General features: G+C 43.2%; 12 protein-coding genes. All 12 read right to left on the minus strand.

Translation table 11 applies throughout. The annotated features are described in order from the left end of the window. Position 1: 1 nt before the first annotated feature. Entirely contained in the window at positions 2-841 is an 840-nt protein-coding gene (locus AXI59_RS14555) for a phage tail domain-containing protein (RefSeq protein ID WP_061522951.1), read from the minus strand. Then, a complete protein-coding gene (locus AXI59_RS14560; protein ID WP_061522952.1) occupies positions 838-6,600 on the minus strand; it encodes a phage tail tape measure protein in 5,763 nt (1,920 codons plus the stop codon). The genes AXI59_RS14555 and AXI59_RS14560 overlap by 4 nt, the downstream gene beginning before the upstream one ends. Before the next feature lie 15 nt (positions 6,601-6,615). Continuing rightward, positions 6,616-6,750, minus strand: a complete 135-nt coding sequence (locus tag AXI59_RS20665; protein ID WP_269448773.1) for a hypothetical protein — start codon at positions 6,748-6,750, stop codon at positions 6,616-6,618. Positions 6,751-6,782: 32 nt separating this feature from the next. Continuing rightward, on the minus strand, positions 6,783-7,103 hold the full coding sequence (gene gpG, locus AXI59_RS14565; RefSeq protein WP_061522953.1) for a phage tail assembly chaperone G: 321 nt from the start codon (positions 7,101-7,103) through the stop codon (positions 6,783-6,785). A 75-nt stretch (positions 7,104-7,178) separates the two neighbouring features. Further along, the gene (locus tag AXI59_RS14570; RefSeq protein WP_061522954.1) at positions 7,179-7,754 is read right to left on the minus strand and encodes a major tail protein; all 576 of its coding nucleotides are present in this window, start codon (positions 7,752-7,754) and stop codon (positions 7,179-7,181) included. A 57-nt stretch (positions 7,755-7,811) separates the two neighbouring features. Then, positions 7,812-8,201 carry a hypothetical protein gene (locus AXI59_RS14575; RefSeq protein WP_061522955.1) on the minus strand — a complete coding sequence of 130 codons (390 nt, stop codon included), beginning with the start codon at positions 8,199-8,201 and terminating at the stop codon, positions 7,812-7,814. Then, entirely contained in the window at positions 8,198-8,626 is a 429-nt protein-coding gene (locus tag AXI59_RS14580; RefSeq protein ID WP_061522956.1) for an HK97-gp10 family putative phage morphogenesis protein, read from the minus strand. Before AXI59_RS14580 ends, AXI59_RS14575 begins: the two co-directional genes overlap by 4 nt. Next, positions 8,623-8,952 carry a phage head closure protein gene (locus AXI59_RS14585; RefSeq protein ID WP_061522957.1) on the minus strand — a complete coding sequence of 110 codons (330 nt, stop codon included), beginning with the start codon at positions 8,950-8,952 and terminating at the stop codon, positions 8,623-8,625. The genes AXI59_RS14580 and AXI59_RS14585 overlap by 4 nt, the downstream gene beginning before the upstream one ends. Positions 8,953-8,958: 6 nt before the next feature. After that, on the minus strand, positions 8,959-9,273 hold the full coding sequence (locus AXI59_RS14590; protein WP_061522958.1) for a head-tail connector protein: 315 nt from the start codon (positions 9,271-9,273) through the stop codon (positions 8,959-8,961). 12 nt (positions 9,274-9,285) lie between these two features. Next, the gene (locus tag AXI59_RS14595) at positions 9,286-10,482 is read right to left on the minus strand and encodes a phage major capsid protein (RefSeq protein WP_061522959.1); all 1,197 of its coding nucleotides are present in this window, start codon (positions 10,480-10,482) and stop codon (positions 9,286-9,288) included. Then, complete coding sequence (locus tag AXI59_RS14600; RefSeq protein WP_061522960.1) at positions 10,479-11,201, minus strand: head maturation protease, ClpP-related; 723 nt, start codon at positions 11,199-11,201, stop codon at positions 10,479-10,481. Before AXI59_RS14600 ends, AXI59_RS14595 begins: the two co-directional genes overlap by 4 nt. Then, positions 11,176-12,396 carry a phage portal protein gene (locus AXI59_RS14605; RefSeq protein WP_061522961.1) on the minus strand — a complete coding sequence of 407 codons (1,221 nt, stop codon included), beginning with the start codon at positions 12,394-12,396 and terminating at the stop codon, positions 11,176-11,178. Before AXI59_RS14605 ends, AXI59_RS14600 begins: the two co-directional genes overlap by 26 nt. Between the last annotated feature and the right edge of the window lie 11 nt (positions 12,397-12,407).

The raw sequence follows: 12,407 nt of genomic DNA on the forward strand, positions 1-12,407 counted from the left end.
CCTATAAATACAGGAATCTCGTATTAAATGAGATTACCGGGTTTTCGCATCCTGTGAGCACAAAATCATTCCATCCCTCGGCCAATGTAATGACACCGTGATTTGTGTCCCGTCCGCATCTGTTGCCGTTTAAAAACGGATAACACCCGTTTAATAAAAGTGTGTCAGAGGCAGCCATTTTTTTATTGAGCTTAAAAACATCGCCGGTTGTCTTATTCGTAATGGTCGGCGTGCCAGTGCAAGTCAATATGATATCTAACAAATGGTGTTTCAACGGATTTATGACAATTTCCGAGGCATTGTAAACAGAAAACGAATTCGTCTTAAATGTATAAAATAATGGTTGATCTAAAGGTATATTCATTCCAATAGGCCACGCTGCAGCATCGTTTGAAAAGTCCGCTTCCTGCGTTGTTTGAAAAGCCTCCCGGAAACCGGAAGGCAAGTCAAATTCCACGGTAAACGTCATATCTGTTAAGCTAAGGCGTGTGGTTTCGTACGGCTTCGCTCTTACTTTGTAACGCATGGCAGGCATAAGCGTACTCCTTATATAGAAAGCCTCCCGACTGAAAAGGAAAGCATGAATAGCCCGGCAGCCCAATTCAAAGTCATGTAAATCTTTCCCTTTGAATAAGAAGTTAACACTTACTGTTCTGGCTCCGTATACGGCCGATCCCGACTCAATTTGACCATCAAGGCCGGGATTTGTAAGATAGGACGGTGTAATGGATGGGGCCGAAACGGTCATATCCAAAAACTGCAGCCCACGCATGTTAACCGTTTTTGATAATGCCTGTTCCACACCATTTTTATTTATGATTAAGTCTTGTAGGATGCTCACGGTTTACCCCCTTGCATGAATGTATTCAACCCTAACGCGTTGCCATTGATTCCATTAAGCAGGTTAGCGATTGTTTTTAAGTCTGCAGCTCCATTGTTTTGATTGGCCCCCTGCCCGATCAAGAGTTGAGCTAACAATTGGTTGGTTCTTTCCTGGGCCAATAACAATTTTGTTAATAGCTCGTCATTTTTGCCGCTCGCTTGATTACTTTGTTGCGTTTTTCGGGCTGCGGCCGCTGCTACCGCCTGTAGGTTTTCTACGGCTGCTGTTCCATCAATCGGGATAATATTCTTTGTTATTGAATCCGAGACATGAAGGGCCGCCCGTGAAACATTGGTGATGCTGCCAGTCAGACCATTTACAAGACCATCACCAAAGAACCCCATAAGCCGCACAGCAACACGGGAAGGCGAATGAATATCTAATCTCTTTCGGATCGAATTTTCGATGTTATGAGCGATTTTCTCGGCTGCAGATGACACATCTTTTTGACTCTTTTTCAACCCGTTTACAATCCCGCTAACAAAATGGCCGCTGAGTGTTACACCAGTGCTTTTGTATTTTTTGTTGGCTGATTTCATGGCATTTCCCAACGTATTTACGGCATCATTCACGCTTGATTGATACTTGGCCTTTGCTGTTTTTAGGGCCTTGTTAAGATCAGTTTTCGCATCTCCGTATGAGGTTGTGAGATCACCCAAAGCATTTGCTGTCTTCGCCTTTTCTGAGTAAGCCACTTTGTAAGACTTCCAGTCACTGGCGGACAAGCTCAATAATGCCTCTACATCTGCATTTGCGGAAGGCCCTTGCTGCAGCAGTTCATTAATCATCTTTTTAGATGCGCCGCGCCGCTGCAATTTCTTTATATTCGATGTGAATTTTTTATAGAGAGAATTTTGCGATTTAAGATTCCGCAGCAGGCCCACCCCGGACACTTTCGATTGTTCTGCCTTATCAAACATAGAAAAAGACGTATAAGCCGTATTTCTATTTTCATTAACAGCCGATTGATACGTTTTTTTCGCATCTGCCACCGCATTGTTATATGTTGTTCTGATTGTTTTCATTGTGCTGTCAAATTTATTAATTGCGCTGCCTATTGCGTTATTGTAGGAGCTGATTTGCTTTGCAATGGCTTTGCTTGACGCACCAATTGCGGCAACAATACGGTTACGCTGTGTCGCGGTTAATTTATGATTCTTTTGAATGGCTTCCAGTCGTGCCCTTTCGGTTTTGGCTGAAATTTTTCCGGCCCTGTAATCTGTAATGATCGTTGAAATGCTGTCTGATATTTTCTTGCTGAGTTCAGCCGCTTTTCTCTTCGCCGCTGCAGCCGCCTTTCGTTTGCTCGCTTCCTTACTCATTGTTTTACTGTTGGCTGCTGGCCGTGTCACATACTTAATAATGGTTCTTGTTTTTGTTTTCTTTGAGGAACCGGATTTAGTCGAATGACTTTGAGATTTTTTCCGCCAATATCCTTTTACATATGTTCCATTGCTACGGTAATAGCCATCAACCCATACCTCATTTGTGCCTTTTGCAAAATGCCCCACTTGCTCTTTAAACGCCTTGATTGACGGCCATACTTTTGTGCCTTTTGGTAGATTCGCGAAAAGAGTCGGCACGTTCGGGCTTACACCGAACCTTCCCTGCGGTGTCAAATATGGTTCGCGCTGCCCGCCGTCTCCCAACACCGCAGGCCCGCCGTTATGATGATCTGTCCCGGTGGCATATCCGACATATTTACGGCCGTGTGCAAGCGCCTTAATGCCCGGTACATTCGCGATCCCGTGATACCTTGATTTAATATATCCGATTGCTGCCGCAACTTGGTCTATTGGGTTCAACCATTGTTTATGACCAGCCTTCGCATGGGATGCAAACGTTGTTTCAATCATCTGCATTAGCCCGGCTGACGGATGACCTGCACGCCAGTTTGAATCCCATTTGTTCACATGGGAACCGGCCGTGCCGCCGGATTCGTGTATGGCTATTGTCTCTAAACCTTTTTCCCATGCAGCGCCGCTTACGCCTGCGATTTTCATTCCTTTTTTGACCCATGATTTCAGGGAGCCGGAAACCTTCACATCGCCAGTATCAACGCCGCCGGATGCAAAATCAGTCAGTTTGTCTTTCACGCCGCTAATAATCTTTTTAATAATGCCTTTTCCCATATCAAGGACGGAACCGCCAAGCTTTCCAAGTGCGGAGCCGGCGAATTTAGAAACAACCGTATTTAATAGTTTCATTGGATCGGAAAGATAATCATAGATATTTGATCCAATATCTTTAAGTTTGTTCCAGCCCCCTTTTATGAAGTCTTTTGCAGAACCAAGCCATGTACCAATTGAAAATTTCGGCAATGCCCCGCTTTTCATCAATTGTTCGGTTTTATCACCGCCTAAAATTGACGTGCCTTGCGGTAGGTTTACGATGGTATCTGTGTTTGGAGATAAGGCCATTTCTCCATTGGGAAAACGCATTAGTTCATGTTTTCCGCCATCCCCAACATGAGCAAGCCCGCCGGCGAATGCGTTCGGATCACCCTGCCATGTTCCTTTTGCGAAGTAAGGAATGTGTTTCATTTTAACGTCGTCGATTGTTGGCATATCAACCTTTTTAAGAACCCAGTTTACACCGCCAATGACGCCGTTTGTCACGCTTTCTACGCCATCAATCAGTTTGTTCCCGACAAAAATCCCGGCGTTTCCAAGCGCTTTAGCTCCGCTTTTAATCCCGTCAGCCATTTTTCCGGGCAGTTTCTTAAAGAAAGAAATAATATCCCCGCCGACTTTAGAAACCTTTTTCCACATCTTGCCGAGTGTTCCGCCGGTTATTTTATTCAAGAAATTAAATCCGGCTTTAAATTGTGATTTGACAAGCTTCACACCATTTTTAACAATGGATTTTACATCGTCCCAAAGTTTATCCCAACGACCATGGAAAAAGTCGGAAAATGTTTTCAAGATACTTTTGATTAATTTTGTTGCACTCTTAAATTCGTCTTTTATATCTCCCCATGTATCACTGAAATGCTTGGACAAATTGGAAAAAAGCTTTTTGCAGTATTTAACCGATGAAGAAAAAGTTTTCTTCACACCCGACCAAACAGAGTCAACCACTTTTCGGAATCCCTTAAAGTGTTTATACGAATAGATAACCGCAGCTACAAGCAGGCCAATAGCCGTAATAACAAGCCCAATTGGATTTGCTTTTAAAGCAACGTTTAATACTCTTTGAGCGACCGCCCATGCTTTTGTTGACGCTGCCGCGACTCTTTGAGCTGTTGCCACTGCAAGTATTTTCACTTTTTGAGCAACCCAAATACCCCCTGTTTTCGCAAAGGATAAAGACGCTTTTGTCATTGTTTTTATGCCTCTTGCTGTTGCCTTTGAAGCTACGCCGATACCGATAATTGTTTTTTTGATACCGGAAGCAGCAAGACGCGCTGTCCATTTAAATGATTTTCCGATAGCCTTTCCAGAGGCACTAATCCCCCGGCCCGCTGCCTTGACACCTGACCACGCCAACCTGCCCGTCCACATAAACGCCTTGCCGATTCCTTTTCCAAACACCTTAATAAGTGCACCAGTTTTCTTTACACCGCTCCAAGCAAGCTTACCCGTCCATTTAAAGGCTTTTCCAATTCCCTTGCCAAATAATTTAATGGCTGAACCAGTCTTCTTTACGCCGCCCCATGCCAGTTTTCCAGTCCATTTAAACCCCTTGCCGATCCCTTTTAAGACTTTGTTTGTCTTGGTTCCTTCCATTCTTGCATTTTTCAAGAAGGTAAAAGGTGATTTTGCAACAAAGGATACAGCCCGTCCTAAACCCATGAGGCCCGACGTTGTAATACTGATAGCTTTAAATACAGCCCCTAAACCAATAGCAAGAGGCGCGAATACTGCTGTCAGGGCCGCAACTGTTCCAATTGTTTTCTTTGTTTCAGGTGAAAGATTTTCAAATTTCACAAGTAATTTATTAAGATGCTTTACAAGTGATGTCACGGACGGCAGCAGGGTTGCTGATACTTCCATGGCAAAGTTTTTGGATGTTTCCTTGAAAATATCAAGCTGCTTTTTCCCTGATTTCATCATGCGGTTGGTAACAGTCCCGGCATAATCTGTCTTTTCAGCATTCTTGATTTTCGCGGAAAAATCATCTAAATGCTTGCCAGATTCCGTCATTAACGCGGTAATGGTAGGAAGGGAAGTCCGGCCAAACATGCGGGAAAGCAAGTTTCCTTTTTCCTCGGTTCCCATTCCTTTTGTTTTTTCCCGTAATTGCTCCACAATATCGGACAGCCTCAATAAGTTTCCGTGTGAGTCACTTGTTTTAAGGCCAATGTCGTGCATTGCATTAGCTGCCTGTCTTGACGGCTTAACAAGGCTTGCCATAACGCCACGTAAACCAGTACCAGCGGACGTACCTTCCACACCACGCCGTGACATGACTTCAAGATATGCCGCCATATCTTCCATTGAGTAGCCGACGGATTTAGCATAATCCCCCACATAGTTCATGGAGTAACCTAATTCCGTGAATTTAGCAGACCCATGATCCGCCGCGTAAGTCATGGCGTTTGTAACTCTTGTCGTGTTCTCGGCCGTTTTTGCCGCTGACTTTGACTTATCAAAAAACTGCTCCATGACATTCATAGAAACTTTGGTCGTTTCTTTAAATTCAGATCCCGCAGCCGTAGACGCTTTGATCATTTTTTCGACCGCTGCAATGGCTTGCCGCCCTGTATCGCCTTTACGGATCATAGTTTCGTATGCATCACCGATTTTTTGAACGGAAATACCGTATTTTCCAGAGAGTTCCGTTGCTTGCTTTTCCATGTCCTTTGTAATCTCGCCGGCCTCTTTTGTAGATTCTCCGTCCGATTCCAACAAAGATTTAATATCTGTCATTTTCCGTTCAAATTCTACGGCCTGCTTTGTTCCGTAAACAAATGCCCCTCCAATGCCAAATGTGGCTGTTGTCATTGAATGGCCGGCACTCGTTAATTTATCGCTAGCCCGGTTCACAGAGTCCCTTAATTTGTTGACATTGTCGCGAAACGCTAAACTAAGCTTTGAAGAGCTGCCCACTTGCCGATTGAGTGTTTTATACCGGCTAATAGCAGATGCTTGCGCCGCTTCCAGCTCCAAGATGGCTGCGCGTTGCTTTTTGGTTGCTAAATTGTCAGCGCCTTTTTTCTCAATTAATTCCTGTAATTTCAGCTTTTCTTTATCAATAAGCTGGTTACGTTCTTTAATCTGACTTCCAAGGCCCTTGTATTCTTCTTTATTAGCCCGCAACGCTTTGCCCTGAGCTTTGAATTTATTGATCGCTGCCGTTGTTTCCCTCGTTAATAAAGACAGGTTTTCCCGTACAAGGCTCGTCCCTCTTTTTTGATCATTCATGGCGATCTCAGTATCTTTCAATTCTTGACGGTAAAGCGCCTGTCTCCGGGTTGTATTGTTGATTTGATTAGCGAAACGCATTGCCTCTTCAGTATTCTTTCCGTACTTTTCAACGGCCTTATTATATGATTCTGTCAGCTTTTTCACTTGAACGTCTTGTATCTTGATCGTCCGACTTAATCCGTCATACTTTGCGCCAAGCATGCCTAATTGATCCCCGGCATTTTTGAAAATCTGAAACTCAGCCTTCCATTGGCTGGTAGATGCCGCAACTGTGTTTTTGATGGCTTTTAAACTTTGCGTTACTTTTGTTCCATCCAAACCAACCTTAATAACAACACCTTCGGCCATATTCTCCCTCCTTTCTTACGTAATAGAATTGAAGAATTCTTCACCAGTCATCACATGCGCGTCTTCTGACAGCATATCTAAAAGGCCGTAATAATCCGCTTCGTCTATATCATGAAACGACCATCCGGCCGCAATCAGATTGTGATACATTTTTTTCATGTCTCTTCGGGCCTCGGCTGCTGTTATCCCTGTGCTTTTAGTGCCACTTCCTTTAAGCCCTCTTCCTCGTTTCCCATGATGATATCCATAATGCCCACAATTGTTCGCATAAGTTTACGTGAATCCGTTCCATCATAAATAGAATCCATCGTTACTTTTTTGTCGCTGAAAACACTGGCGACGAACGTGACCATTTTATCTAAACGTTCCGCTTCTGACAGATTTTCGTTTTTATCCATTTCATCCTGCAATGCCAACGCTTCACGTACTTTACGGCCAGATACAAAATCCTGTTCATATACCACTTTTTCGCCTTTTTCATTGAGTAACTCGATTCTTAACATTGTTCATTTCTCCTTTTCGGTTTCATTTTTTGAATTAAAAAGAGGCCGGAAATTCCAGCCTCGCAAAGTATGGTTTTATGCTGCTGACGTGTCAGAAGGACGGATAAATTTTTCCCATGCTTCCAATGAAAAATCTTTATCCCCCTCGTTTGCTTTACCATACACCAGCCCATCAGAAGATCGAGCGATAAATTCCCCTGAAATTTTATCCTGCGCGGTTTGTACGTTTGCATCATTTGTCTTTAGATCGGCATCCGGCGCACCGAACATTCCTTTTAACAGACCAACATGGAGCTTATTTCCGTTTATATCAGATGATAAGCATTCCACAGACACAAATGGCGGCTGCGTATCCTTTCCAAGCTGATAGATTCCGTTTACTTTTTTCATACCGGTAATTTCCGCCATGCAATCGTCCGGTAAATTATAAACAGATAGCTCGCATTTCACATCTCCGGTGCCTTTTGCCGAAACATCAATCGCCATATTTGACGCGTAGTTTTTCGTTTTAGTCGGTGCCAGCCCCGTGATATTAGCCTCAACCACCCCGTTTTTATCTTGCTTTCCGTCCAACACGTATTTTTTATCTGTTGCTTTTTCGTTTTCATCCAAGACGGTAATAACAATGGATTCAAAACCTACAGTCGCCATATATTATCATTCCTTTTCCTGTTTTTTTGTATGAAAAAAGTCACTGGCTGACAGTGACTAACTGATACTTGTTTTTTTGAATTTTGCGGTTAAATACAGCTTTTCAATATCCGGGTCAACGGATATGTAACTTTCGAAAGAATAAAAACCGTTTGACTCAAAGTAATCATTTAGTAAGTCGTCGTATTGCTCGGCCAAACTGTCGTCATACTCATACCAGATTTGTATTTGTACAGACGTTTGAATTTCCTGACTGAAATTACTTGCGTATCTAGCCCTTTTGTTGAGAATATGACTTATTTTCACAATGGCGTTTTTTGCGTCTTTTAAACCCGTGCCGTCCGGGAGGACAACCGGAACCGTATGCATAAAAACGTAATCCTCATTAATCATTAACGGATTGTCCTGAGCAGTGAGAAGGTCATAAGCTTCAGTCAATAAGCTCATAAACCGGCAACCTCCGTGTTAATGACGCGCTGCATGGTTGCCGTTACTGTTTCCCTTGTTTCTGCCACGGTTTTCTCCGCAAAATGCTGCGGCGGCTGATGAATTGTCCCGTCATTTACAAAATGGGAACGCCAAGCCGTATCCTTTCCATAGCCAACCGTTACCTCGCCCAGATCGTCAGGCTTTGAAATAACGATATCGTCACGCATATGTTTAAACTCATGGGATTCCCCTGTTTTAGCCTCAATTTGCCGCTGTGCTTTCCATTTCCGGTCAGATTCATTCTCGTAAGGGGTATTTGCCTTTAAAGCTTCTTTGACGATCATAGCGCCCGCCAATGTCGCTTTTACGCCTCCGCTTTTTGTCCGGTAAGCCACTTTACGGAGTTGAGCATCTAAACCGGACATATCTATTTCCACACTCATGTTATCGCCTCACAAATGATGGTTTTCCATTCGTAGTTAACGGTATCCGGTTCAATGTCTACGATTTTGTATTCTGTTCCTTTATGGGAGATCGTCATATCATTTGTAATTTTAAAAGGCAGATTTTGACGGACAACAAATGTTATTTTGTTGGCGATGCCTTCCCCCAGGTTATTGATTCGGTCTTTTAAGCGTTGCCGCCACACCGCGGCCCAAACCGTAGCAACCTCAACCGGCCCCATTTTCGGCACCCCGTTTATTTTGGTTGATTTTTGAACATTAAACGTAATTCGCTCGTTTAAGTCGCCTGTTTTCGCGATTGGCACCGTTTTTTACCTTCCTTCTTGTTTTTGCAATTGACGTAAATACTTGCCTTTCAATTGTATGATAGAGGGCGTAATCCCAAAGGGGATATCACGCACCTCTACGCCGTTTGAGGTAGCAGACCGGTTTTTATAATAATGATCCACCAATCTCATAACCGCCACGTCAAAAATAGGGTTATCGTCATAAAAGCCTTCCACCTCATCCCCTACAGCGGAAATAAGGGTGTCGGCTGCAGCATCTATATATTTTTCCAACAATTTGTCATCGAAGTCAGTGTCAATCCTTAACGCCGCTTTTACCTCGGACAGAGATACTGCCATTTATCTCACTCCTTACCCTGCTGTTGTTGCTGGGGTTTCGTCGGCGATACCTTTAAAGCTCGCAAACACAACCGCTTCCTCGTCCCACAATTTCACGTCAAACCGGTCAATAGCGCGAATTTTGGTTTGATCTTTTTCAAAAGCGCCGGCGCCCACATTCGTCATCATGATAGAAAGCTGCTCCCGGTCAAATAAAACCACGGCCTCTTTTAAATCTCCTGCAAATAGAGGGTAAATAGGTGCTTTGTCTGTTCCACCGTTCGGTAAATATTTGTCAGAAATAACCTTGATAGGCTTATTCAACAACATTAATTCTGTCGGGTTCTGCGGGTTCGGCTGCAGCAAATAACGGCCAAATGCATCTTTCACCTTGTCCAAAACGTTAAAGCCGCTTTGATTTGTGATAAAAGATGAAGTTAATTTGATAGCTGGATCAAGTTTCACGTTCATAACGTCTTTGATATCATCCACATTCGCGACGGTCTTTTTCTGTGCATCAGGCAAGCTGTTTAATACTTGGATAATTTTCGCATTCCGCGTTGCTGTTGATTTTTTCGCCAACCAATCCGTAATCCACGCAATAATTTGTTCCGCCGACTCTTTTAATAGCGTGTTGGTAATTGTTGAAATACCCGCATAACGCTGAATTAAGTACCGCAGAATGCTTGTTGATGGATCGTCATTCTCGTTTATTTCGTCGTTTTCATTGTCGATATTTTTAAATGGTGTTACATCGCTCAATTTTTCAATGTTTCGGCTTCCTGAAAGGGATGTCACCGGCACCACATTAACGTATTGTTCCAAGGCGTCAAACTGACGTTTTAATTTATTGACCGCAGTTTGAATATCTTGTGGGATCGTCAAGCCAATACCTTCCCCATTTTCATCTAGTTTGGTAGTCACGGCCGCGCTCGGTCTGCCGCTCAATAGGTCTTTAAAATCCTTTATAAATTGGTCTTTTACATCCGTCGCCGTGGAAGGAATAGACGGGGCCTGTCTCGCTTGTTTAACCGCCGCTTTTTCGACTTCTTCCATTTGTTCTTTTGCAATGTCTCGTTTCGCCTGAGCTGCCTGTAGCTTCGCCTTTAAGCCCTCGACTTCCTCCGCGGTTACTTCATCGTCAACAAGTGCAAGCTGTAAATTGTGTTGTGCATCAGAAACCTGCTGCCCCGCATTAATCCAAGTATTTTTTAGTTCTTCGTATGTCATCGGTTAAACTCTCCTTTAAGAATCTGTAATTTCTTATTCAGTAATTTTGGTTGTTTCTCATTTATAGATTCAGGTTCTTTGAGTGCGTGCGGCACATTTCGATAACGAGAAAATAATGAAGAGGAAACGCAAGCTGCTGCTTGGTTCGATGCTGTAATTTCATCAGCAAGACCGTAAGAAACGGCTTCACTAGCAGATAACCACGTTTCGTTATCCATCAAAGAATCCAGTGTTTCCTTTGTCAATTTGTCGCCCGCTTTTTCAAGATAGGACGCTTTCATAGACTCAGAAATTTTGTCAAGGACATCAGCCTGCTTTCTCATTTCATTTGCGTTTCCCATCGCTATTGTCCACGGATTATGAACCATCATCATAGCGTTTGAGGGCATAAAAATAGCGTCACCCGCCATTGCGATGACACTTGCGATTGAAGCAGCTAACCCATCAATATATACGTTAACGAATGCTTTATGCTGTTTGAGCATGGAGCAGATGGCCACGCCTTCAAATACAGAGCCACCGGGCGAATTAATGTGTACATTTAAAACACTCATATCTCCCAAAAGGTCTAAATCCTGCTTAAATGAGGCGGCCGAGGTATCTATTTCATCCCATTCATATCCGCTTGTGACCACTTCGCCAAAAATAAAAACATCCGCGCTGCTGTCACCGGATGTCTTCATACTCCAATATTTATTGTTCGCCTGATTTTTTTTCATTTTTGCTTTCACCCCCTTTACGTTCAGACACCGGCGTTTCAATCGGGTACAGGTCGCCGCTAATCCATAACTTATTAGCGTTTTCATCAGGATCGGGCGGCAACCCTTCCTCTATTCGCACCTCATTTGCTTTCATCCACGAATTTCTGACCGCCGCTTGATAGTAATTTTGTCGGGTCTGTGTATCACCGCGCAGCAGTGAGTTGACAACAAAAGTAAAATGATAGCCTCTTCGCTTTTGATCCGGCGTCAAAATCTTTTTGTTCAGCTCTTCTTCATATTGTTTGAGGGTAGGCATCAGATTGTTTGTCACAAATTCTAAATTAAGCTGCTCTAATGATGAAAAGCTGGATGTATTATCACCTAAAAAATGTTCAGGCACGTTGTATACCATAGCAACACGCGACCTTGTCACTTTATCAATATCAATTAATTTCGGGTCTACAACTTGACGCTCAACCCGTGTAATTGTGATTCCGCTTTCCTCGACCAGCAAACCGCCATTATCTCGATAGAATCCCGCTATCGCTTTGATATGTGCTTCCTTTTGTTTTTCATCTAAGCTTCCGTCAAACCTCACGATAAGCCCTTCATTTGTTCCGTTTAATTGATTCATTGATATTTTTCGTACTTCGTGATCATAATCAATCGTGTTCTTTAGCAAGTCAATTGGGTTCATTCCCATAACTTGACCGAACCGCGCATGTTTAAAATGGAGCATTTCACTATAATGGACATACATTGTTTGTTGATTCGGTGCATTATCAACGGATGAAACGGCGTAATACAACTCACCAGACGTTATATCAAGCACTGGCTCACAACATCCCGGCTTTACGAGGGCCATATCAACAATTTGTCCGTTTATATCGCGGAATAGCTGCACAAAGGCATTGCCCTTTAGATTCCGAATTGTTTCAATATCTCTAAAAAAATCGAATCGGGTAAAGTATCGTGGCCCATCCCTCAGCAAATTAAAGCCGTCACAATCAGATGGCTGCTGAAAATTGTCATCAAATAATTTTAACGGCAGACTGGCAAACGTATTTCCCAATCGGCTTACTGCACTGAATATCGCTTCGTTCATATCTGAAGCGCTGCTAAAATAGTCACCTTGGAAACTCATGTGATGCGTAACCGGTTTTTGAAACGTAACCCGGTTAAAAAAACGTTTAAAAGTCTCCTTTAATCCCAAAGCCTCACCCC

Source organism: Bacillus nakamurai (assembly GCF_001584325.1).
GTDB classification, from domain to species: Bacteria; Bacillota; Bacilli; order Bacillales; family Bacillaceae; genus Bacillus; species Bacillus nakamurai.